General features: G+C 46.1%; 24 protein-coding genes and 2 tRNA genes. 10 read left to right on the plus strand and 16 right to left on the minus strand.

The window, feature by feature from the left end; all coding sequences use genetic code 11:
- Nucleotides 1-1,989, plus strand: a complete 1,989-nt coding sequence (locus tag LFX17_RS07870; RefSeq protein ID WP_238745970.1) for a TRAP transporter large permease subunit — start codon at nt 1-3, stop codon at nt 1,987-1,989.
- 396 nt (nt 1,990-2,385) lie between these two features.
- Here LFX17_RS07870 and rktP read toward each other — a convergent pair whose 3' ends face one another.
- From rktP to LFX17_RS07885, 3 genes are read right to left on the minus strand one after another with little or no spacing between them, the layout of a single operon-like run.
- The gene (gene rktP, locus LFX17_RS07875; RefSeq protein WP_238729779.1) at nt 2,386-3,477 is read right to left on the minus strand and encodes an Arg-Lys translocation region protein phosphatase RktP; all 1,092 of its coding nucleotides are present in this window, start codon (nt 3,475-3,477) and stop codon (nt 2,386-2,388) included.
- A 1-nt stretch (nt 3,478) separates the two neighbouring features.
- Nucleotides 3,479-4,273, minus strand: coding sequence for a twin-arginine translocase subunit TatC (gene tatC / locus LFX17_RS07880; RefSeq protein WP_238747713.1), 795 nt, complete (start codon nt 4,271-4,273; stop codon nt 3,479-3,481).
- A gap of 14 nt (nt 4,274-4,287) precedes the next feature.
- Nucleotides 4,288-4,539 carry a Sec-independent protein translocase subunit TatA/TatB gene (locus LFX17_RS07885; protein WP_238729780.1) on the minus strand — a complete coding sequence of 84 codons (252 nt, stop codon included), beginning with the start codon at nt 4,537-4,539 and terminating at the stop codon, nt 4,288-4,290.
- A gap of 163 nt (nt 4,540-4,702) precedes the next feature.
- On the opposite strand from LFX17_RS07885, the gene LFX17_RS07890 reads away from it, so the two are divergent.
- The 7 genes from LFX17_RS07890 to LFX17_RS07920 all read left to right on the plus strand — a co-directional run bounded on the left by LFX17_RS07890 (nt 4,703) and on the right by LFX17_RS07920 (nt 11,429).
- Complete coding sequence (locus LFX17_RS07890) at nt 4,703-4,876, plus strand: hypothetical protein (protein ID WP_238745972.1); 174 nt, start codon at nt 4,703-4,705, stop codon at nt 4,874-4,876.
- Between the two features lie 118 nt (nt 4,877-4,994).
- The gene (locus LFX17_RS07895; protein WP_118956786.1) at nt 4,995-5,810 is read left to right on the plus strand and encodes a hypothetical protein; all 816 of its coding nucleotides are present in this window, start codon (nt 4,995-4,997) and stop codon (nt 5,808-5,810) included.
- 50 nt (nt 5,811-5,860) lie between these two features.
- Nucleotides 5,861-6,175 carry a thioredoxin gene (gene trxA, locus LFX17_RS07900; protein WP_118956785.1) on the plus strand — a complete coding sequence of 105 codons (315 nt, stop codon included), beginning with the start codon at nt 5,861-5,863 and terminating at the stop codon, nt 6,173-6,175.
- Between the two features lie 25 nt (nt 6,176-6,200).
- Nucleotides 6,201-8,354 carry a cAMP/cGMP-dependent 3',5'-cyclic-AMP/GMP phosphodiesterase gene (locus LFX17_RS07905; protein WP_238729782.1) on the plus strand — a complete coding sequence of 718 codons (2,154 nt, stop codon included), beginning with the start codon at nt 6,201-6,203 and terminating at the stop codon, nt 8,352-8,354.
- Nucleotides 8,355-8,372: 18 nt separating this feature from the next.
- Nucleotides 8,373-9,503: an acyl-CoA dehydrogenase family protein gene (locus LFX17_RS07910; RefSeq protein WP_238729783.1), complete on the plus strand. Its 1,131-nt coding sequence runs from the start codon at nt 8,373-8,375 to the stop codon at nt 9,501-9,503.
- A gap of 42 nt (nt 9,504-9,545) precedes the next feature.
- On the plus strand, nt 9,546-10,700 hold the full coding sequence (locus LFX17_RS07915) for an Lsa36 family surface (lipo)protein (protein ID WP_238729784.1): 1,155 nt from the start codon (nt 9,546-9,548) through the stop codon (nt 10,698-10,700).
- Nucleotides 10,701-10,817: 117 nt separating this feature from the next.
- Complete coding sequence (locus LFX17_RS07920; RefSeq protein ID WP_238729785.1) at nt 10,818-11,429, plus strand: hypothetical protein; 612 nt, start codon at nt 10,818-10,820, stop codon at nt 11,427-11,429.
- Nucleotides 11,430-11,563: 134 nt separating this feature from the next.
- Here LFX17_RS07920 and LFX17_RS07925 read toward each other — a convergent pair whose 3' ends face one another.
- The 13 genes from LFX17_RS07925 to LFX17_RS07985 form a co-directional block, all read right to left on the minus strand.
- Entirely contained in the window at nt 11,564-12,859 is a 1,296-nt protein-coding gene (locus tag LFX17_RS07925; protein ID WP_238729786.1) for an MFS transporter, read from the minus strand.
- Between the two features lie 76 nt (nt 12,860-12,935).
- Nucleotides 12,936-13,295, minus strand: a complete 360-nt coding sequence (locus LFX17_RS07930; protein WP_406600485.1) for a phasin-related domain-containing protein — start codon at nt 13,293-13,295, stop codon at nt 12,936-12,938.
- 37 nt (nt 13,296-13,332) lie between these two features.
- Nucleotides 13,333-13,905, minus strand: coding sequence for a bifunctional nuclease family protein (locus tag LFX17_RS07935; protein WP_238729787.1), 573 nt, complete (start codon nt 13,903-13,905; stop codon nt 13,333-13,335).
- A gap of 55 nt (nt 13,906-13,960) precedes the next feature.
- Nucleotides 13,961-15,832, minus strand: coding sequence for an alpha/beta hydrolase (locus tag LFX17_RS07940; RefSeq protein WP_238745974.1), 1,872 nt, complete (start codon nt 15,830-15,832; stop codon nt 13,961-13,963).
- 279 nt (nt 15,833-16,111) lie between these two features.
- Complete coding sequence (locus tag LFX17_RS07945) at nt 16,112-16,414, minus strand: DUF6968 family protein (RefSeq protein WP_238745976.1); 303 nt, start codon at nt 16,412-16,414, stop codon at nt 16,112-16,114.
- A 131-nt stretch (nt 16,415-16,545) separates the two neighbouring features.
- A tRNA-Ile gene (locus tag LFX17_RS07950) sits at nt 16,546-16,619 on the minus strand.
- A 103-nt stretch (nt 16,620-16,722) separates the two neighbouring features.
- A tRNA-Met gene (locus LFX17_RS07955) sits at nt 16,723-16,832 on the minus strand.
- Nucleotides 16,833-16,890: 58 nt separating this feature from the next.
- Complete coding sequence (locus LFX17_RS07960; RefSeq protein WP_238745978.1) at nt 16,891-17,496, minus strand: acyltransferase; 606 nt, start codon at nt 17,494-17,496, stop codon at nt 16,891-16,893.
- Nucleotides 17,480-18,007, minus strand: coding sequence for an LIC_11959 family protein (locus tag LFX17_RS07965; protein ID WP_238745980.1), 528 nt, complete (start codon nt 18,005-18,007; stop codon nt 17,480-17,482). The genes LFX17_RS07960 and LFX17_RS07965 overlap by 17 nt, the downstream gene beginning before the upstream one ends.
- 3 nt (nt 18,008-18,010) lie before the next feature.
- On the minus strand, nt 18,011-19,342 hold the full coding sequence (locus LFX17_RS07970) for a HEAT repeat domain-containing protein (protein WP_238745982.1): 1,332 nt from the start codon (nt 19,340-19,342) through the stop codon (nt 18,011-18,013).
- Nucleotides 19,278-19,766, minus strand: a complete 489-nt coding sequence (locus LFX17_RS07975; protein WP_118956773.1) for a response regulator — start codon at nt 19,764-19,766, stop codon at nt 19,278-19,280. Before LFX17_RS07975 ends, LFX17_RS07970 begins: the two co-directional genes overlap by 65 nt.
- 116 nt (nt 19,767-19,882) lie before the next feature.
- Nucleotides 19,883-21,127, minus strand: a complete 1,245-nt coding sequence (locus LFX17_RS07980; protein ID WP_238747715.1) for a 6-hydroxymethylpterin diphosphokinase MptE-like protein — start codon at nt 21,125-21,127, stop codon at nt 19,883-19,885.
- A 165-nt stretch (nt 21,128-21,292) separates the two neighbouring features.
- Complete coding sequence (locus tag LFX17_RS07985) at nt 21,293-21,802, minus strand: DNA primase (RefSeq protein ID WP_406600668.1); 510 nt, start codon at nt 21,800-21,802, stop codon at nt 21,293-21,295.
- A gap of 445 nt (nt 21,803-22,247) precedes the next feature.
- Here LFX17_RS07985 and LFX17_RS07990 point away from each other — a divergent pair, with 445 nt between their 5' ends.
- Both LFX17_RS07990 and LFX17_RS07995 read left to right on the plus strand, forming a co-directional pair.
- Nucleotides 22,248-22,823 carry a TlpA family protein disulfide reductase gene (locus tag LFX17_RS07990; protein ID WP_406600669.1) on the plus strand — a complete coding sequence of 192 codons (576 nt, stop codon included), beginning with the start codon at nt 22,248-22,250 and terminating at the stop codon, nt 22,821-22,823.
- Nucleotides 22,820-23,503, plus strand: coding sequence for a type 1 glutamine amidotransferase (locus LFX17_RS07995; protein WP_238745988.1), 684 nt, complete (start codon nt 22,820-22,822; stop codon nt 23,501-23,503). Before LFX17_RS07990 ends, LFX17_RS07995 begins: the two co-directional genes overlap by 4 nt.
- Nucleotides 23,504-23,512 lie beyond the last annotated feature (9 nt).

A 23,512-nucleotide genomic window follows, 5' to 3' on the forward strand; every position in this document is an offset into this window, starting at 1 on the left:
ATGGCAAAAAAAATCGTATCTTGGGCAGTACTGCTCTTTCTTTTTGTTCCTTTGATTCAAAGTTTCGGTCAGTTGGTCCAGGCTCGAATGCTCGAGCTTGGAGAATCCATCTGGCCGCGTTATGCGGAGATTCGGATTCACTGCATCGCGTCCGAAATCAATTCTTTGGAGAAGGTGGAAGTCAGCGCTTCCGATTCCGCCCTTTTGGAAGAATTGGATTTAGGAACCGATTCTGCTTCTAAAGCTCCTCCGAAAAAGGAAGGTGCGGCTACGACGGCGGCTTCTTCCGTTCTCCCTCCGATGGAACTCAGCTTCGGACAAAAACTCTATTGCGGAACGGAACGAAAACTTTCTTCGATCACGATCTTTGCCATCGATTATATTCCGATGACGATGGTGATTCTTCTTCTCGTCGCCGGGATCGTCTCGACTACGAGACGTTATCATATCGCTCTCAAAAACCCCGAAAATAAAAAGGAAGAACTCGCTTCGGAGTTAAGTCAGATTCTCGCGAATGCGATTCTTGTCTTTTCCGCGGCCTCCATGCTTCCGTTCAGCAAGGGAGTGGACGCGCAGATCCAGGTTTTGTGGATCGTGGGACTCGTCTTTCTGAGCGCATTGAACGTTTATAATATTCGAAATTCTGAATTTAACAATGTCCCGGCCGACCGGCAAAAAAGCAGGGTTTCCGAGATTCTTCTCTCGATCCCATTGTATTGCTGGATGGCGGCGGTTTGCGGAGTTTATTTTACTCTGATCGAATATCATCCCGCCGGTCTCGCGATTTATTTGCAGAAATTGACCGCGCATGCGACTCTGTATATCCAGATCGGTTTGTATGTTTGGACCGGGATTTTACTCCGAGACACTTCTCTCGGAAGAAGATTTTTCGATCTTCTGAAACCTTGGAAACTTCCCGCGGAACTTTTAGCGGTGATCGTCGTAATTGCGGCCGCGCTTCCGACCGCCTACAGCGGCGCCTCGGGGATCGTCGTATTGGCGTTAGGTGCGACGATCTTCGTCGAACTCAGAAGGGCCGGCGCCTCCCAAGAAAGAGCGTTAGCCGCAACCGCGATGAGCGGAAGTTTGGGAGTGGTCCTTCCTCCTTGTCTTTTGGTGGTGATCGTAGCTTCTTTGAATTTGGACGTGACCACGGACGAACTCTTTCACTGGGGCTGGAGAGTATTCGCGGTTTCTACGACCTTGTTCTTGGTCGTAAGCTGGTTTTTACGCAAAGAATCCTGGAAGATTCAGCCCGAATCCGGCGCGATAAAAACGACCTGGTCCGTTTTTAAACCGTTTAGTTTGTATATTCTGCTCGCGGTTGTGATCGTATTCGTGCTTGTGTTCGGTCTGAATACTCATTTCGACGAACATACGGCTCCGTATATGTTACCGATCGCGATGCTTGCTTTGATTTACTGGGATCACAAACAGAGTCGGAAAGAGCATCACCCGGCTTCGAACGCGCGGGATGTCGTGAAGATTTCTAGAACCTCGTATGACACGGGTTCTCACCTCGGAGCCCTTTTGATGCTCATGGGGCTTTCGGCTTGTATGGGAGGGGTGTTTGAACGTTCCAACGTGATCAATCTCTTTCCGACACATTTGGGTTCTCCTTTGTCCGCGATGATCGTTTTGACGATCGTACTCGTAATCATCGGTATGCTGATGGATCCTTACGGTGCGGTGATCTTGGTTTCCGTTACGCTGTATCCGATCGCAAAGGCGAACGGAATTCATCCGTTGAACTTTTGGATGACGGCTCTCGTTTCGTTTGAGTTGGGATATTTGACTCCGCCGGTTGCGCTCAATCACCTTTTGACAAAACACGTCGTGCGCGAGTATTTAGAGAACGAACCGGAAATTCATCACGCAACTTTCTTTTCAAGATACGAGCGTGTGATCGTTCCGATCATCGTTCTTTTTCTGACACTGATCGTAACGGCTTTCGGTCCGATCATAGTTCAGGGCTGGGGCTCCAAGTAAAGAACCGGTAATTCACGGAGATTCTTACGGTGTGACAACGATAAGAAGACCGATGAATCGTTTTTAAAAAATTTAGCGGTCGATCCGTCGTAAAAGGACGCGACGCAGAAATCAAAAGCCCGGGCGGAAACGTTCGGGCTTTTATTTTTATGGGTTTGTTTCTCGGCGTTTGGTTGATTTAGTTTGTTTGAATAGTATGGATTTTGAATTTAATTCTGAGGATTTCCGGATTCAGAGGCTGGTTTCTTGACATCCAATGAGGGCCGTTTGATAGGAATGATCTAAAACGATGAAAGATTGTCTTCCGATTTAAATTGCATCCCAGACATTCCCCGATCGGATATTTTCCGTTCCCATTTTCTTGCAAAGCAAATGCAAGCGCGGACAAACGAACGATCACTTTCGCGCAACGGCTAAAAACGCGGAAGTTTCTAGGACGTCTTTTCCGTATCTGCGTTCGATGATTCTTCCGCAATCCAAAACCAGGTCTCTGGAATTTCCGAAATTCTTACCCGCAAGAGCGGTCTCAAATTGTTTCGTGAACTCTCCGGAAGGAATTCCGATCGCGGAATAGATCCGGTCCGAAACCAAGATCCAATATTCTCCCGCTTTTAAGGTTGTTTTTTTGAGATCCAAATCGACCGCTTTGTAATCGAAGTAACGAACTTTCGTTTTTTCGAATGCGTTTAACGTTTCGTTTTTATACACGAAAGCGGGAAGTTCCTGAAAATGAATCCAACCCAATTCTCCCGTTTTGGCGACTAGATAAAAGAGGGAAAGGTTTAAGAACGGAATCGGCATCTTGGAAAGAATTTTTCCGATCTTTAAAACCATTTCCTCTCCGCGGACGCCGGAGGTTTCGTTGGCTAAGGAGAGAATTCCTTCGAGTCTCGCTTTGAATGCGGATTCTAAAACTCCGGGACTCGGAAATCCCGCGAGAATTCCCACACAACCGTCCGCGCTCGGAATGACGTTCACATAATCGCAGTTAGAGTCTCCGCTCATTCTCGGGAAAAGGGAAACGTCCAAATTGCGGATCTTGGGAAGTTGAATCCGATAAAATGCGCGCTGCACCGAGTCCGCGATCTCCCTCGTTCTTTCATTCATCGCTTCCTGAGCCGGTTCGTCTTCCATTTCCTTTTGTTGAAAAAATTTCAGACGAAACGCGCGAACGAGTTCACCGATTTCATCGTCCCGATCGGCGACTGGATGTTCCTCATAGACGTCGCTTCCCCAGTCTTGAACGAGAGTCACAAGAGAACGCATCGAAGCGTATATTAGTTTTACGGAATAGAATACGAGAGAGGCCAAAAGCATCGAAAAGGAAAGGGCAAATGCGAGACGGATCGAAAGAGAGATTGCCTTGTTTTGACCCAATGGGGATTTCAAAATGATGTCGTCCGCTACCGTATAAATCAAAAAGAACAGAAAGCTGAGAACGAAAACAGCGATGGGAAGTTTGAGTTTGGAAGGAATTTTGTTTAACAAGTTATTCTCTCTCTATCACCTTCATCAAAACGATCGAGACCATAAACAGGATCGTCAAAGGAACGAACAGGAACAACATGGAAATCAAATCCGGACCGGGCGAAAGAACCGCGGCCGCGATGGCCAGAACGATGATCGCTTCCCTCCACTTTGAAAGCAGGAAAGAAGAACGGATGATTCCCAAACTGCCAAGAAGAATGAGTACAATAGGAAGCTGAAAAGATAAACCGAAAATCAAATGGATGTTAAAAAAAATTTCGTAATACTCGTCGATCGGAAGTTTCGCTTCCACGTCGGGAGGGATAAAGTTCACCAAAAAGATTTTTAAAAGGTTTTCAAAGGCTTCCATCCAACAAAGCCAAACTCCGAACCAAAACAGAAGCGTACTGAAAAGAATTAAGAACTTACCGTAACGATCCGTTTTCGGGTCGAGCGCGGGAGAAATAAAACCCCAGAGAAAAAACAGAACGAACGGAAGACCCAAAAGAACCGAGATCATAAACGAACTCTTGAGATAGATCATAAACGGAGCCATCAGTTTGATCTGATAGAAGGTCGCCTGCGGACCTAAAACGTTCTTGTAAGGTTGAACGAGAATTTTATGAATCTCTTCTCCGAAAAAAAGGGAGATTCCCATGATGACGGCGATTACGAGAAGCGATCGAATGAGAACCATCCGGAGTTCTTCCAGATGATCCCCCAAGGTCATATACTTTTCCCGATCTCGAGAGAACGATTCTTTCGAGGGCGTCGGATTGGGGAGAGAGGTCGTTTTGGTTTTTTTCTTTCCGGCCATTCCGCGGATGGTCGTCAAACGGATTTGGATTTTTTGGATTTGGAAGCTTTCGCTTCTTCCTTAGGAACGGATTGTTCTTGGCTGATTTGCTGGGACGGTTCGTCCGATTCTCCCGTTAAGGATTTGCGGAAAGAACGGATTCCGTCTCCGAGATCCTTTGCGAGAGAAGGCAATCTCTTTCCTCCGAAGAGTAGGAGAGCGATAAAAAGAATCAGTAGAATTTCAGTCCAACCGAGTGATCCGAAGACTGCCAGTGGTGCTAACATAAGTAATACCTCAAAAACAGCTTTGAAAGCAAAGCCTGATTGTTAGACTTTCCCTTTGCTTTTATCTGTCAAATAGTAAGTAAGGACAATTGTCAGGTCACGGTTCTCCTTGGAATGCGGAAAACGGTTTCTTTTTTCGAGAATCCGTGAGAAAGCTGATTTTATGGAAATATCTTCGCTCAGTTCCTCCGCAGGCGCCGCTTCTCCCGAAGTCGTTGCAACGCCGGAACCGGTTTCCACCGGATCGGCTTCTTCGATCTTGCCGGAAAAGCAAGAGGGAATTCCCGTTTCCGATCCGATTTCGTCCACGGGCGGAATCGTCGATACGCAGGCGTAGCTTAAGGAAAGAAAATTCCCTGAAAACGGAGGGATTCCCGGCGGTTCTATCCATTGAACTTTGAAAATGGCCGATACTCTGAATAACAAATCCGATTGGGAAAAAAACTGATTTTAGCATGGCACTCACCAAAGAACAAAAGCAGGAATTCGCCGAAAAACTGACGGACTTCAAAGTTTACTTAGACGATCTCAAAAAGGAAAGTAACCTTTTTAAGTCCCAACTAAAGAAGGTTCCCAAACTCGAACCCTATTATCAAATCGCCTTGTCGATCAACGCGATCAAAACGATCAACACCTGCCTTTTGGTCAACGATCTAAGCGTGGCGATTCTCGATATCAAAAGCGATACCTACCTGAATACGGGAAGGAAAGAAATTTACAACGCCATCTCCGTTATGGAGAAGATCGTGGGTGCTGACTATGAAGGAAGTTTGGCCGAAAATAAGGATCTTCTCGCAAAAATTACCGAATTTAGTCCGGTTCAAAGATTGAATTTTATCAAAGCGATCCGTCAGGTAACTAACAAAACGATCGATGCGTTCGGAACCAACAGCAAATGGAAATGGAGCTTTCCCGAGATTCATTTTAAGATCGCGGTTTTGTGTAAGAACGTCTTCGACTTCCGTGCTTTTGAAAAAGAAAGGGATTTGGAAAACCCGCATTATTATATCAGACAGGAACACTTTAATTTGATTCTCGAATTGTGTAACTACGCCGCACAAGAATACCGCGCCAAGTTCGACCTTTCCACCCAAGACGCAGGGGATCTGAAAAAGTCCATCTCGATGCTCGAGGTGAACCGTAAGATTCTTCAGACGACGGGTGACGGAGAAACGGAGGATTTGGAAAAAACAAAAACATTGATCGAATCTCTCAAAGAGAAAGTCGAATCATTAGAAGCGGATAAAGAGAAAAAGAAAAAGAAAAAATAGACCGAACGAGTCTGATATATATTATAGGAAAAAAGGAGACTGAATCAAAGATGGCATTGGCAGAAGTCAACGATTCAAATTTTAAGAGTGAAACATCCGGAGGATTGGTCCTCATCGATTGCTGGGCGGAATGGTGCGGCCCTTGCAGGATGGTTGCTCCCGTTCTTGAAGAACTTTCCAGCGAAATGAACGGAACGGTAAAAATCAAAAAACTCAACGTGGACGATAACCAAGATACGGCACAGAGCTTGGGAATTTCTTCCATCCCGACACTCTTGCTATACAAAGACGGACAACTTGTGGATAAGGTGATCGGAGCGCTTCCGAAAGCTCAAATTAAGAATTTTATCGAAAGACACAAATAATTCTTTTTCCTTTCATGAACGTACTATGCTGAAAGAAACATACAAAGGTTATACGGAATTGCCTAGAGGAGGGTATCTGATCGATACCTCCGAAGGATACCTTCAAATCGGCTCTCCACCGGAAACGATCAAAGACACAATGGGGTTCGAGAAAAAAACCCCGTTGGTTTTTATTCTACCGAACAAATTCTTTCACGTAGAAAAGGGAATCAGTACAGCAGAACTCGAATTCCCCATCTATTATAACTTCTTTTTAAGACAGAAAAAAACTTGTATCGTATGTACGGAAGAACAACGAGTTCAGCTCATCACCGTACTCAGAGAATCGCTCATGGGACCGGACAATATCAACCTCAAGAGCGAATATCTCAACGGGGAAGAATCCTTCGGGTTTCCCGATATGAAGGCGGAGATGGCCTACTTCCGCGGATACAAGGGATTAGAAGACGTCGTAGAATTCAAGGTCTTCGACAACGACAATAAAGTATATTATGGAAACGTAATTCTTTTCAAACTGGAAAGCGGAGACTTTCTCATCGAGGACGGAGAAAGAAAAATCGAAGTTCCCGGTGAAGTAGGATTCAACATCAAATACGATATCGGGGAAAGGCCGACCGAACCGTTTCAAGCTCCGATCATCGGAATCACTTGTCTTGGACCGTCTCACGGATTCGATCCGGAGGACAATACCTCCGGCTTTATCATTTGGTTGAACCATCAGGGAATCATGGTGGACCCTCCGGTCAACTCGACCGAGTGGCTGCGTCAATCGAATGTAAATCCGAAACTCATCAACCACGTCATTTTAACGCACTGCCACGCGGATCACGACGCCGGAACGTTTCAAAAGATTCTCGAAGAAAACAAGATCACGATCCACGCGACCGAAACCGTGATGGACAGCTTCTTGCGAAAGTATTCGGCGCTCACCAAAATTCCTAAAAAGGAACTTCAGGAACTCTTTCACTTCCAGCCGATCATCATCGGAAAAGCGACGATGATCAACGGCGGAGAATTCAACTTTCATTATGCGCTTCATTCGATTCCGTCGGTCGGATTCGAATTCTTCTTCCAGGATCAGTCTTTCATCTACACGTCGGATCATTTGAACGAGCCCGAAATTCACGATAAGATGTATGCGGCCGGAATTCTTCCCGAATCCCGCTGGAAGTTTTTCAAAGAATTTCCTTGGGAACGCAGAATCATCTATCACGAAGCGGGAATTCCTCCGTTGCATACGAGAGTGAGTTACCTCGCGTCCTTGCCTCCGGAAATTCAGGAAAAGATCACAGTATATCATATCGCGAGAAAAGATATGCCCGCGGGAACCAAACTGAAACTGGCTCGTTTCGGAATCGAGAATACGTTGTATCCGGAAATCACTCCGCCGAAACATATCGAGGCGTATAACCTTCTCGACGTGATGACCCAGATCGATATCTTTCACGGATTTCCGATCGAGAAGGCGAAAGAATTTCTTCTGATCGTAAACGAGGAACGATACAAACGAGGAGACCAGATCATCCGCAAAGGAACTCCGGGAGATAAGTTCTACATCATCGCATCCGGGAACGTAAAGTTCGAAGGTTTAAATCAAGACGGAGAAGGGCCGATCAAACGATACGGAACTTATGAATATTTCGGAGAAGCTTCTCTCGTACTGGATCTTCCGAGAGCGGCGGACGTATACGCGGAGACGGACGTTCTGGCTCTCACCATCGAAAAGAATAAGTTTTTACAATTCATTCGTAATTCGGATCTGAAAAATAACCTAACAAGACTAAACGAAATTCGAGATTCCAACTCTTGGAAGGCGCTTGCAGAGTCGAGACACTTCCGCGGATTGACCAGTCACCAGATTACACAACTGGAATTGATCATGACCTTGCATAAAGTGAACGCGGGTTCAATTCTTGTGCGAGAAAAAGAATTTTACGGTGATGCCTATATCATCCGCAATGGAAAAGTAAACGTCTATCAGAACGGAAATTTGTTAGCCGAACTGTCCGACGGGGACTTCGTTGGAGAGATATACAACATCTCCAAAAACTTTGTGTCGAATTATACGTTTAGAGCTGAAGTGGATACGGAATTGTATTCCATTCAGCAGAATGATCTGATCGATTACGTGAAGAAGAATCCCGGCGTTTACATGAGAATGAACACAGTCTATTCGTAGACGCAGGGAGAGATTAGAATGGAAAGAGTCCTTCAATTCACGGAAGAACACGAAGCGTTCCGTGAGATGGCTAAAAAATTTTTCGAGACGGAAGTCGCTCCGCATCATGAAGCTTGGGAAAAAGTAGGAATCGTTCCGAAAGAAGTTTGGAAAAAAGCGGGCGCAAACGGTCTTCTTTGCCCGAACATTCCCTCCGAATACGGCGGATCCGACGCTGATTTTCTATATAACGTAATCATAATAGAGGAATCCGCAAAAGTGGGAAATAGCGGCTTCTTTATTTCCTTACACAACGACGTGATCGCGCCGTACATTTCGTCTTACGCGGACGATTCGCAAAAAAAACGTTGGTTACCCGGATGCGCTTCCGGGGATAGCATTCTTGCAATCGCGATGACCGAGCCGGGTGCCGGTTCGGACCTCAAAGGAATTCGGACTACCGCAGTGGAAAAGAGCGATCACTACGTGGTCAACGGACAAAAAACCTTCATTTCCAACGGACAATTGGCAAATTTAGTGATTACGGCTGTTAAACATGATAATGGCACGATGTCCCTCCTCATGGTGGAAGAGGGGATGAAGGGTTTTGAAAGAGGAAGAAGACTCGAAAAGCTTGGTCTGAAAGCGCAGGATACGTCGGAACTTTACTACAACGATGTGATCGTTCCGAAAGAAAACCTGATCGGCAAACAAGGACAAGGCTTTCGATATTTGATGCAGAAGTTGGCTACGGAACGTTTGGTCCTCGGACTGGCTGCCGTGGAAGCGACCGCACTCGTTCAGAAAATAACCCTTCAATACATCAAGGAAAGACAGGCTTTCGGCAAAAAAATCGGCTCCTTCCAGCATATCAAATTTAAGATGGCTGAGATGGCGACGGAACTGGAGATGTGCCGAACTTTCGCAGATAAGGTGACTCTGGATACTATGGCAGGAAAATCGGATACTGCACAAGCTTCGATGGTGAAGTGGTATTCGACCGAGATGCAAAAACGTCATACGGATGAATGTTTGCAGTTCTTCGGCGGTTATGGTTATATGATGGAGTATCCGATTGCCAGAGCGTATCTGGACGCGAGAATCCAGACAATTTACGCGGGGACGACGGAAATCATGAAGGAGATCATAGGCAGAAGCCTGGGACTCTGAAATAAATTTCCTGATGTTCCCGTCGAATCAAACGGGATAAAAATGAATACCTGCCGTAACTTTAGCGTAGGAAGAATTCTTCCTATTTTAATTCTATCCTTTGCCGGAATGGTTCCGGCGGGTTCCTTAACCGCACAAGTCACCTGTACTGGACAGGCTTGTACGATCATACCGAGCAGCATTTCTTCCCAGTTCAACGGACTGGAAAATGAAATTCGGACCAAGTATCTGAACGAAGTCGTGAAGTCCATGGCCGACGCTGCTTTATTGACAACGATCAATTCCTCGATGATGGGGCCCGGAACCATCAACCGATTCCAAATCGGTGGCGGGATTTCCGCTGCGGGCGTTAAAAACGAAGACATTCAAATCCAATATGCGGGAGTGACTCTCCCGAATCTTCCGAATGGCGGAGCTTCCTTAAGCCCGACTCTGATGGCGGGAGTCAACCTGGGTTGGCTGACCGGAAACGGTCCTTCCGATCAGGAAGAGGAGAAACGTTCCTTTCTTCATAGAATCAATATCTACGTTCACGGATTTCAAGGCAAACTCGATCAAGGCGATTTGAGAAATCTCAACAATCAAACGGACCAATATAGAATTTCCGGAAATTATAATTCCTTCGGTGCTACGGTTCGTTTTCAACTGATCAAAGAACGTTATACACGTTTGGATTTTTTCGGTTTTACCGGGTTGAGTCTCGGACTTGGATTCCATCGTAAGACCGAAGAAATGAGTTTGGGTTATTCTCCGACTTCGATTCCGAAAGTATCTTTCGGTCCTGCGAGCGGACGTTGGGACGCCGACTTTACGATGGATTATAGGGCGAAATCCGAATCCTTGCCGATCGATATCCGAACCGGCGTCCGTTTGTTTTACTTTCTTACGATCTTTGCCGGAGCGGGAATCAGTCAGAATAGCGGAAGTTCCAATTTGAGTTTGGCCGTGAGCGGACCGCTTACTTTGACTTTGGATGCGGCCGCGGCCGGTTTGCCGATGCAATTCTTACAGGGATATTCCGCTTCTTCGACCGGAAATCTTTCGATCCGAACTCAAGGGGATGCAAGAGCAAAGGACAGTCTGAACTATCTCATAGGCGGTGTTGAAATCAACCTTCTTACCTTTAAGGTTTTGGTGGAAGGAATGGTTGCGGAAAAAATTTATTCCGCCAACGTCGGCGTGAAGTTCGCCCTCTAAAACGAAGCGGCACGTTTCTTGCATTCTGATCTATATCTTCCGATTTTCATTCCATAGATTCTAGATTTATGGGATGATTGCTTTAGAAATAAACAGAATGTATTCGAGGGAACCGCAATGATACAAACATCTACAGAATCTTCCGTTCATATTTCCTGCATCCCTAGAGACGATTCGTACGCTCTGAAGGTCAATATCTCGAACAACGAGATCGGAATCATCTACCGAGTGACCGCGGCGCTTTTCGTGAGAGGCTGGAATATCGGAGAAGCCGTCGCGGAAACGTCGCAGGACGGATATATCAGCGATATTTTTATCATTAAGAATGTGGATCTTCTTCCGATGACGGACGAGATGCTACAGACGATTCATTCCGATCTCAAGGAAATGTTTTTTCAAGGCGTTTCGGTTATGAGTTATTTGGAACGGTTTCCCGAAAAAGCCGAATATCTGAAAAACAAGGATCGATCCAATATCGAATTGTTCTTATTCAATTCCCACGGAAGCGATTGCACCGTTATGGATCTCCGTATGAAGGACAGACCGGGGATTATTTTTGAAATTTCCCAGCTTCTGTTTTTATATGGAATCGATATTCTTTCGTTTAAGGCGGTTACCGACTCCGGTTCCGTGCGTGATACGTTTTTACTGAGACTCGAAAACGGAAACAAACTCGAAGAAACGCTTCACTTTGAAAGATTGTCCACCGCTTTGAGAACGATTCTTTAATTCCAACGTTAAAACGGCTTTTTTTGTCGTTATTAAGCCGAAGTCAAAAATCGGATCTCGAAGAAAACACGACTCAACATTATTCGGACGTTCGAAGCCTTTTCGTCGAAGTGCGTCGTTATGAAACTTTCGAATCAGGGATGTCCGTGACCGGGTTGTTTCAACTTCCAGATAAACGCTAAGAACGCCGCGCAGATAATTCCCGAGGTTAGAAAGGAGAGAGCCGGACCGTAACTGAAATAGATCAGACAAAACGCGAACGGAGCCAAACCTCTTCCCAAAGAAGCGAGGCTTCGAAACATTCCTAAATTTGTGCCTTGTTCCTCTTTTCCGGACACAAGAGAGACTAACGTGGAAAGGGAAGGATGAAGCAGTGCGCTTCCCGAAGCCAAAAAAGTGAGCGATATAAAAAGCTGATACGAGTTCGATACGAAATAGAGAAGGGAAAATCCGACGATCAGGAAGAGGGCGCCCGCTCGTACGAGTCTTGTTTCCTTTACCTTGCCGGAAAGTCTTCGAAAGACTCCGCCTTGGATCAAAACGATGATCAGTCCAATATACACGAAGGTCAAACCGATCGCGATCGGACTGTAATTCAAAAATTGACTCAGATAAAAGTTGATCGAAAACTCGAAACCAGAAAACGCGAACACGAATACGAAGTAAAGAAGGGAATACAAGACCACTTCTCTGTTGTTCGAAGTGAATACTCCGATGATCGGATGGATCTTTTTCTTTTCCTGAACTCCCCGATCTACGTTTAAGGTTTCCTTAAACCAGAAAACGATCATGAGCAAATTGATCAATGCGATCGTAGCTGCGGCGAGAGCGGAGGCGGGAAATACGGTGAACGGAATGTCCGGAAACGCGAGTTCCAAAAAGCTCAGATCGACTTTTGAAAACAATCCCCCCGTCGGCGGGCCCGCTATAAAACCTAAGCCCACTCCCGCTCCGATCAACCCCATTCCTTTGGCACGATCCTTTTCGCTCGTGATGTCGGCCATCGCCGCGGAAGCAACGGAAATATTCCCTCCCATCATTCCGGTGATCACTCTGGAAAAAACGAAGAGGGAAAAACTTCCCGAAAAAAACCAAACCGCGTATCCGAAAAAACTTCCGAGACTTGTAAATACGAGCACCGGTTTTCTTCCTACACGGTCCGAGATTCTTCCCCAGATCGGAGCGAACGCAAACTGAAGCAGAGAATAAAGACTAGCGACGATTCCACCGAAGAGAGCGACGAATAAGGACCAATCTCCCGACGAGGCTTCCATTAAAATTCTTGTCAGATCGGTGAACTTATCCAGGACCGGATCGCCGGACTTAGCGAGAAAGATTTTGAGCGTTTCGGGAAAAATGGGAAAGATCACGGAAAATCCCATCATATCGATAAAGACGGTAAAGAAAAGGACGAAGGATAATTTATTCATGCTAGGTAGAATGGCCCGAAGACAATAGTCTTCCAAGCCATCCGCCTTGTCTCAACATTTTCGAAAAAAGAATCGGTTATTGGTTTTTACTTAAGAGACGTTTGAGTTCGTCCAAAGTGTTTTTTGCGGTAGCCTTGAATTGATCCGGAATCGACGCTTCGATTTCCGCGGAAAGACGGATGAAATTCTCCTGAAGTTTTGCGAGCGCTTGTTGTCTGCCTTCTCCGCCTTTGGAAAGAATGTCGGTCGCGTCCTGAACCGTTTTATTGAGAAGCTCGCGAACCTGATTGGCCTTTAGACTTTGATTCGCTTCTCCCTTTTCCCTGAGTTCTTGGTAGATCACATCCAATTCGGAAAGGGATTGTTTGAGTTTTCCTTCTCCGTTTTGAAACAGGGCGATTCCCGCGTTTAAAATGTCCATCAGTAGCTTTTCCAATCTAATTCTCCTCTATTTCTAAACTGTATCAGGTAAATTAGGAATTCTCGATTAACTTTTTGATCTGATCCCGGATTCTCGCGGCGGTTTCGTAGTCTTCGGTTTTCAACGCGTTGTTCAGGGATTCTTGCAGGATTTCCAATTGGGTTTTCGGAAGTTGGGAAATCTTTTCGCGGGCGATGGATTCGCCCGGAATCTCCTCGTCCTTCATTTCGATTCCCGCCTCTTCGATCACTTTTTTGGCGAGATAGATCGGAGCGTTCGCTCTAAGTGCGAGGGCGATGGAGTCGCTCGGTCTTGCATCTAATATGATTACGTCTTCGTCTTTGCGGAGGGTGATTTTCGCGTAGAATGTGTTATCGATGATTTCTTCGATCGAGATTTTCAGAATGCTTACGTTGAGAGTGGTGAGAAGCACGGTCATCAAATCGTGAGTCATCGGTCTCGGCGGTTTGGTTCCGTCCAAAACGGAAGTGATGGAATGGGTTTCCAGCGGGCCGATAAAAATCGGAACCACTCTGGAATCGGAATCGTCCTTTGTTTTGAGAAAAACCGCGAACCCAACGTTTGTCAAAGAAATGTCTGAAATTTTTGCTTCTACAAGATCCATTCCCTTTGGAGGCTATCTTTGTACACCTTTGGTGTCAAATGCTTTACCGCGGAAATCAATCCAGTTTCTGAATCCAGTCGTGAAAACCGGAGCACATTTCCCGAACCGTAGGCATGTGAAATAGAATTCCCAAATGTCCCTGATCGAATTTTACGATTTGATTGTTCGGAGATGGGAGCGCTTTCAATTCTTCCTCCACCGAATCGACCGGAACGATTTTGTCCAAGGTTCCTAAGACGGAATAGATCGGAAGCTGAAAGTTTTTCTGAAGCTCGGTGTAATTGATTGAACCGTCGAAGGAGAAAAACGCGTGGTCCTTGCTCAGCTGAGAACGAATAAACTGAAGAATCACTTTCGTCGATTCTTCGCAGAAAATATCCTCGATTAGAAAATACCATTCCGGAGGAGAAATTTGTCTGTAACCGACGAAGTCCCTCAGGTTCACCACCTTCGTGCTGAGTTCGAAAGAAACGGTTCTTAACGAAGAATGAAGTCCCAATAAGAACTTAAAAAATTTATTGAGGTCCACGGTCGGAAGAGTGGATTGAAGGGAAAAGGTCGTAAGGTCGAAGATAAAATCGCTGATCGACTTTGCGGGCAAAAGGCTGAGTCCCGTTTTGATCGCGTTCATCCCGGGGATGTTCGTTCCCACGGAAACGAAGTTCGGAGAAGTAACGGAGATGATTCCGGAAATCGCTTCCTTCGGATCGGGAAGAGGAACCTTGCTTTGAGGATATTTTGCGACGAAGGTTTCGTAAGCCGCGGTGTAATAACGGGGGATCATTCCGCCCATACTGTGACCCATGACTACGATCTTTTCCTTGGGAAAACTTTCCCGAATCCAATTGAGAACGGCGGGAAAATCCTCTTGGATAAAATCGTCGATGGTCCAGCCTTCCTTGATTCCGTTGTAAGGAAGGGTTTGTCTCGATCGGCCCCGCATATCCATGGAGAATACTCGGTAGCCGTATTTGAGCGCCATTTCCCGTGCGACCTTGTCCATCACCGAGCGGCGACAGAAAAAACCCGGGATCAAAAGAAGAATCTTGCCCGTGTCGTTCGTCTTTTCCGGCTCGAAACGTTTTAAGCTGACCGAAAAACCGTTGTTAGACGGGATAATGTAACTCGCGTCCAAACGGTACGAACAGTTGTACGTATGACAGTCGAAGATGATCGAAGTGACCGGATGCTGTTGTCCTCCGGTTCTCGTATAGTAAAGATGTTTTGCGTAGGAATGAAGATCCGCTTTTTCGATATTCTTTCTTGCGATGTAAGGATCGGCTTTGTTGTCCATCTCGCGCGCTATGACGAAGTCGACTACGTCGTAAAAAGAACTCAGCTGCTCGCGGACTTCTTCCCGTTGTTCGTCGGTCATTCTGTCTCTGCGGATTCCCCAGATCATACCGATCGGATTTCCTTTTACGAAGAGAGGAATTCCCGCCGCATAGTTCATCGTTCCGGAAAGAAGATGTCTTAAGTTCGGGTGAATCTTTTCGTCCTTGAGACTGCTGAAGACTACTTCGGGACGTTTTTTGGTTTCGACGGAGATGATCGCTTCGCGGATGAAATTCGCGGAGAGATTGTCCGAATCTTGAATGGAAACGGGAAGAGTTCGGTTAATAAATTCTTGAATATCTTTGAGTCCGATCCGGGTCGCGACCTCTTTCATTTTAAAGTGAGTGGAGGAGGTTACGATTTTGAGATTCTTGTCTTGGATCGCTTCGAAGACCGCATAGTTGAACATGGGCTGGTTGTTCGTAAACGTCAGAGCTACGATCTTGTTCACGAACGAAGACCATACCTTTTCCAAAAACTTATACGTGTAGTCCGGAATCGGAAAAATGAAGATGTCGTCAGCCGCTACGTTAAGTCCGCTTTTTCCCCGCCGCTTGCGGGTCGCCGGTTTTTTTTCCAAGAGTTCAGCCATACTGATGCCAGAATTGTTGGGAAAATCTCCTCTGCCAACCTGGATTTAAGCCGTTTTGAACCTTTTTTAAGCCGAATATTTTGAGAAAATGATTCAAATATTCGAAGCTCAGTTGAAATTTGCGTCTTTAGTCTCGACTGCGTTTCGAAGTCGTTTTAAATTCTTTTTGTTTCCGCCTGATCGTGTTTGGCGGGAATTCTCGTTTTACGAAAAAACGTTTTGCCTCATTTCTTGAGTGCTGTGTAACGAACGATTGTTAAGCGAAGTCAGTTGTATAAGTCATTCATATCGAATTTGAATATTTAATTTCTCTAAAGTGGCGATTTGAATGAAGTGTTCATTCGAATCGGTTTCGGGATATAGATCCGGAAAGTCGAAGTGTTTCGCTTTCAAAAATTTCAGTCGTTCCGGGTCGATTTTCCGTAAAGGGAGAATTATAAATTGTCCGATCATCCCAAACGCGTTTTGGATCGCACTTACGGAATCGAAATCCCCAGCTGTATAATTCTTTTTGGATTCGGTTGTTTCGATTTGAACCGGACAGTAAAAACCGATGTCTTTTTCGTGCTCTTCGCCATCCATGGCTCGAGTCGCATTTGCGACGCTCTCTAGGGATCGCTGCAAATGCTTTCACGAAAAAGGTTCAAGTCCTTCTGGGCGACTTTAGTTTAAGTTTAAAGATTGAGTTTGAAGAGAGCAAAGTTTTTCTCCATTGGGCCCAGAAGGACTTGAACCTTCGACCCGCAGATTATGAGTCTGCCGCTCTAACCAACTGAGCTATAGGCCCGGAGAGTTTCCAGTTTTTCTGGGAAGTCTTGTTCTTCAAGTGAATTTCTGCAAGAAGTTGCATTCAGAGGTTTGAATTTAAAAAGAGGAAAGTTTTTCTCCTTTGGGCCCAGAAGATGGATGCCGATCCGTAGAGAGGCATCCGCTGAGTTTTTTTGAACCTTCGACCCGCAGATTATGAGTCTGCCGCTCTAACCAACTGAGCTATAGGCCCGGAGAGTTTCCAGTTTTTCTGGGAAGTCTTGTTCTTCAAGTGAATTTCTCGGTAAGGATCAAAAAGAATCCGAGAGAGTGCGGAGAAAGTTTTTCGGAGTTTGGAAGTAATCCGAAATCGTTTTATTGTCGGAATCGAATCCGAGATAGATGGAAACGGTTTTTCCTTTTTGTTCCAAAAGATAATAACGAACCGTGAGAGGATTGCCCGATACGATTTCTTTTCTTTCACCCGCGACGATTTTGATTCCTCGTAAATCGGGAACGGGTATATCCTTCGATTCGGGAAATAATTCTTTGAGTAAAGCGGAAAGAGTTTCTTCCTTGGAAATCACACCTTCCCATTCGCGGAGAATCATCATCCAAGCTCTTCCTTGTCTCGGGATTATTTTCCAATGATTCTGCGTTCCCAACCGTCTGACTTCCGCCTTTTCCGGGAAGCGAATCTTGACGAGATCCGTAACGAACGGAGTCGATTCCGATTGATAGGAAAGATCGGAGTCAAGCGGATCTACTGCAAACAATTCCGCGTACGGACTTGGGACGAGAACGAGCAGCAAGAGAAAAATAGAAAGTGCAAACGTAAAGGTGAAATGAAAAACGAACGGAACCGATTTCAATCGGAGTCGATCCGCGTTCACAAACGAATCAGTAAATGATTTCATCCAGAGCGAGTTCCCTGAATTCCACAAGATCATAGACCGGAATCGAGAACCGATCCTTTTTTTCCTCTAAGCTGACCGCATTCGCTTTTTTGAATAGGGGAATCGTCGAAACTTGAAACACGATCAATCCTTCCCATTTGCCGCGCACTTCGTAGGCGGCACCTTCCGCGAGTTTACGAACTTGCCGTAATCTTGATTTGTCGAATTTATTGATTCGATATTTGTAATATACCGTTTCTCCGTTCCAATCGTAAAAGACTGCGTAATTCCCTTTGAGTTCCTGAAAGAAAAGCTTGAACGATTCCGGAAATTCGGGCGAGGAAGAGGATAGGGATTCTTTAACGTCGGCGACGCGCGGTGTCGAGTAGGAGATCGAGCCTCGATACGTCGCCGCGGCGCGATGCACTTCCTGCGCGAAAAGCGTTTTTCCGGGAACCGGAACGTCGACGATCAGTCCCAAAAACGGAATGAACATCCACAAAGCTTTTTGAATATTCAGAAAGTTGCACAAATTTTAGTCCTCTAAGTCTTCGGATTCCGACTTGCCTCCGCTCGTTCCCGAAGAAGGCGGGTTTCCGCCTCCGCCTCCGGAAGAAGGGGAGGTTCCGCTTTCAGGAGCGGAGTTCGAGGTTCCGGGTAACGGAGAAGAATCTCCCGAACGAATCGGTCTTTCCTTGTTTCCCGGTTTGAACTTCGGAGAATCGGATTCTTTCAAATCGACGTCGCCTCCCGATTCTCCTTTTTTCAGCTTTTCGATCGCGGCTTTGGCGGCTTTTTTGACCTTTTCGCTCGGATCTCGTTGCGCCTTATATTCTAAAATTTCCAGAACGGACATGTCTCCCGTGTCCGTTAGATGTTTGATCGCCCTGAGACGGACGACCGGATCGTCGTCTCTGGCATACGCATACAATTCTTCTAATATATCTTTGTCGCCCATGGAGACGAGAGCCGTGACGGAATGGATCTTCAACGGTTGAAAGTCCTTAACGTCGTTCTTACTTTTCAGGTTTCGAATCTTTTCCAACTCTTCCTTAATGGCGGGCATGGAAGAAATCGATTTCATTTTTCCTAATGAACTTACGGAAAAGCTGCGGAGAGTGATCGGCTCCTTCGAATCCTTATAAATCTCGAGAAGTTGTCCTTCCGCTTTTTTATCCTTGCTCTTTCCGAAAAAGAGGGCGATCTGCGCGCGGATTTCCGGATCGTTAAAACTTTCGCCCAATCGTGCAAGCAAAAAGGAAGAAGCATCGTCTTGCGGAGGAAATTCTCCGAGAGTGTCCAAAAGTCCCACGGTAAGATTGGAGTTTTTGGTAAAGTCTTGGGTTTTCAGGATTTCAAAAAGGATCGGGGCGGCCTTTTCGAGTTTCAATTTTTTAGTCGCGTAGATCGATTCGCGCTGAACGTCCGCTTGTTCGCTTTTTAACAGTTTGAGAATCGATTCTCCGTATTGTGTGAGTTTCAGTTCGGCGACGGTTCGAATCGCGTAGACCCTCATCATCCAATCCGGGTCCTTGTCCAGAATTTTACCGAGCTGATCGATCAAGGCGCCTGAATGTTCGGGCGGAAAATCCTCGAGTTCCCGAAGAGCCATGGCCCTTTCTTTCGTGGTTCCGAATTTCAAAACCTGAAGAAGAATTTCCTTCTTCTTTACGAGCTGTTCTTCGGTGAGCTTTTGGGGTTTGGTCTGTTGAGGAGCGGAAACGACTGCGGTTCCCGAACAGATAATAAGAATCGAATATGCAAAAAATAAAATGTATTTCACGAAGATACGGGTCGTTGTTTCAGGTTTCGTGCTGGAGTTTTTGGTTTTGTTCTTCCAGCTCTTTGATTTTTCTGTTGAGTTCATTGATTAAGTGTTGATTCTCTAAATTTTGGCGGAACTTTTCGATTAAAAACCGAATGTCTCCCGTGAGTTCTTCGATGTTCCAAGGTTTTTCCACATAACGGCTTAAACCTCCGTAGTTGATCGCGTGGATCGCGGAATCGAGACCGGCTTGACCGGTGAGCATGATTTTGATCGAATCGGGAAGCCGTTTGTGGACTTCTTCCAAAAACTGGGAACCTTTCATGCCGGGCATCACCTGATCGGCGATCACCACTTCGATCACGTAACCGGAATTTTGGATTTCCTCCATCAAAGCCAAACCGTCTTCCGCGCTGCTTGCGGTTTCGATTTCGTGGCTGTCTCCGAATTCGTTTCGAAGTTGCTGCTGGATCGTTTCCAAAACCGATACTTCATCATCGACACAAATGATATAACCTTTATTCATAATCCCCGTTCCCGAATCGGAAAGTCTCTTCAGAAAGAGAATTGCGTCGGTTTCCGCGGAAATGTCAAGAGGTTATATCGATTTCGAGAGAATAACTCTTCCCGTAAAACCGGGATTCATACGAACGGAATGCCGAGAATCCGGGTCGAGAAATAGTTCTTTCCGCCTAAATCCGGCTGTGCGATGCAAAATCGAATCCACTGATCCGAGTCGATCTTTTTCGGGTCCACCGCAATCAAACCGTCCGCAATCGATGCGCTTTCCCTTGCCGAAGAATCAGACACGAAATCGGACTGAAAAAGTTCCGGGGATTCTTTCTTTAGCAGTTCTAAAATGGAGAATCTTCGTTCCCAGGATTTCGTTTTTTGAAAACGAAGACGAGGCAAACTTACCTTACGCGAAAGAAAGAACCGGTCGAACGCTTCGTATCCGCTCGCACGGCAATGCGTACGTCCGCCGCTTCGCGAAAAGTCCACGCCTTTGAGAAGAATTCTTCCGTAGGAAAGCCGTTTGGCGAACGAGACGGCGATCCCCGCCATGTTCAGAGACGGGTTTTCCAACAAAGGAGCCTCCGGGAAAAAGAGAGAACGGAGAATTTGGTCGAGTGGATGTGTGGAAAAATAAATCCATTTCGGATTGGGAAGATCGAACAAATACGAAGAACCTCCTAACCAAGTCAGGATCGGAATTTCGGGAGGAAGAATATTCCGAAAATGGAATATGGTTCCGCGCGAGGAATCGATGCTGAGCACTGCGTCCGGAAAAATTCCAGAACTCAAAAGCCAACCGACGGACGTGTCACTCGCGAGAAGATGAAATCGATTTCGGTGTTCGCGGATCCATTCGGTTTCGTCTTCCAGGGAAGGGCTCGCTCCTGTGAACAAAAGGGTTTTATCCCGGAAGAAATCCTTCTTAGCTCCCGCGACGATCGAAGAAGAATTCGAATTCTTGAATATACTGGAAAGATTCCGCACAAAGTTGCGGGTCCAGATTTTTTGGAAGTAATCCTTGGCAGCCTGGTTCTGTGAAATCCGGCTTTGGGAAGTTTGTTTGAGAGAATCCAGAAAACCCAGCGCCAAATCCTGAAACTTACGCGAATAAGCAGGGTGTAAGAACGGAGTCACTTTGTCGACGCCTTCGAAAAGCCAAGAGGACAAGGGTTTGGATAAGAATTCTTCGAGTCCGAAGATCATCCGAATTTTGTGTCCTTCCGTTTCGTAGGACTTGGAGATCCGTTCCGAGAATTTTTCTGCGATCGGTTTTAATGCGACAATGGGTTCCAGGATCAGAACGTTTACGGGTTCGGAAACTTTTTTGAGAAAGGATTCCACGTGATAGCCCAAACCGAATCCGAAGATCAGGATCGTTTCCCGTTGTGAGGCGGGAATCGGAATTTGTTCGGAGATTCTTTCTCCTTCGGAAACGGGGTTGAAGCGGGAATGAAAAAGGAAACCCGATTGGGTTTCCTCTAAGTTTAAGGTGCCGTTTGGATTGGATACGAGACGGTAGATAGGCGAAGGAACCTCTTAGTCCTCTTCCTTTTCGGATTCTTCTTCCTCTTCTTCGTCCTCGTCGTCTTCGAGGTCGTCATCATCGTCCTCGTCTTCTTCATCCTCGTCGTCATCATCATCTTCGTCCTCATCGTCGTCGCCGTCGAGAGAGTCTTCGTCTTCATCTCCGTCGAGGATCGGACGGGGCGCTTCTTCCGGAATGAAATCCTCTTCGGTGTCTTCTTCCGCGATCGGCGCTTGCGGAGCTTCGAAAAGTCCGTTGAATTTAGAGTAGGATGCGTTGCTGAGATTGGCTTCTTGATCGAGCTGAATTCTTTCTTCTCTGGTGAAGTATTGGTATTGCACTTCTTCGCTTGCAAGTGCGAACATCGCCTGAACGGCTAATTTTCTAGCTTTGATTTTTTTAGGCAGTTCGAGCCTTTCGATTCGGTCCAACGTATGGAATCCGGCAACTGCTCTTTCATATTTGTTACGTTTTGCTAATTCGATAAGAGTTACGATGTCAAATTCAGGATTTTGGTTCATTCGGATTCCCTGGATAGATTGGAAAGAAGCTTCAAAATACCATGAAATCAGGGGAGTGAGAGATGTCAACCGCTTATCCTCTCGATTCCGAGGAAACTTCTTTTTTTGAATCCTAGAAAAATTCTTTAGGAATTGTGTAGATTATGTCTCATAAGGGGCTTACGGAGCAAGTTGTAAAAGCTCGGATGGATTTCCGAAGAAGGAGGAGTTCCCACATTTTCATGGGGGATAAACCGAAGTTCGGGAATCGTATGAGTTCCTACAAAACTTGGGATCACGAATAATCAGGGACGTTTTTAGAAAAAGCCCCCTGATTTGCGGATTCCTGATTCTTTTTTATTCCTTGAATTTAGGAACCGAAGGCTTTCCTTTGGTATTATCCATGAATTCGGAACCCGTTTTCCGTCCCGTTTTTTCTCGTTTCACCGGAAGTTATGTATCATTGATGAATCGCAGTTTCCTTTTTGTACTTTTAACCCTTTTTGTCAACGTCTGCGCCCCTTCGGAACAACCGAATCTCGGAGTTCAGGACTTCCAGGGAGTTACCCTGGACGGAAAATCCGTCCGACTTTCCGAAGTCGCCGCTCCGCGTTTGGTCGTAAATGTCTACGGTCCGAACTGCGTGCCTTGTATCAAAGAAATTCCCGCGTTGAATTATCTGTATCAGGAAATGCAAAAGGATCCGAAGATCCAATTTTATATGGCCGTCGATCCGGCTCTCTTTTTCGACGAACCGGAAACCATGTCGGAAGAGGAACTTTTAACCAAAGCTCTTCCTCTCGTGAAGGAAGAAATCCAAAAATACGGAATTCAAGTCCCGACACTTTTGATGAAGAAGCCCTTTCGCGTAAGCAGAACCGGTTCCATCGTAACGGGAACTCCCGAAACGCTTCTCTTTAAAACAAAACCATTCGTTCTCTATTATAACTTTATCGGACCGATCAGCGAAGAGGCGAATCCTCAAAGACTTTCCGTCGATCAGAAACTGCTCTTTTTCAAAAGGATGGCCGGATCTTCATGAGAAGTTTAATCGTACGTTTCAAGGACTGCGAAGGCCCGGGGATCATTCTCGATTCTTTAAAGAAAAGAAATTATAGAATCACCTATCACAACGCATACGACACGAGGGTTCAACCTCTTCCTGACGCGCATCTCGTGTTCGACGTGATCGTTTTGTTAGGCGGTCCTCAATCCGTCGCCGATCCGGAACTCGCTCCCTTCTTCGAACCTTGGTTCAATCTGGTGCGTTATGCGGCATCGATGCCGAATCGAAAGGTCATCGGAATCTGTCTCGGATCGCAGATTATTTCCCGGGCGCTCGGCGGAGAAGTAAAACGCGGAGAGAAAGGACCGGAGATCGGTTTTTACGACGTTCAAATTCAAGAATCGCATTCCGTTTTAAACGGAACTTCTTCCTTCCCCGCGTTTCATCTGCACGAGGACGTGTTTTCGATTCCTCCGGGAGCGAAACATCTTCTGAGGAGCGATATGTATGCGAACCAGATGTTCTCTTACAGGGATCGGATCTTCGGGATTCAATGTCACTTGGAAGTGACGGCTCCGATGCTCAAGGTATGGCAAGGGGTTCATGCGGATTTTATCCGCTCGGCGGGCTGGGTGCCAGGACCGGAAACGGAACATCTGAGGTCTCAGATGGAAACGTCCGGTCGCAAGATTTTCGACGCGATTCTGGATCTGTGAAACCGGAAT

It is taken from the genome of Leptospira sanjuanensis, from assembly GCF_022267375.1.
GTDB lineage: Bacteria > Spirochaetota > Leptospiria > Leptospirales > Leptospiraceae > Leptospira > Leptospira sanjuanensis.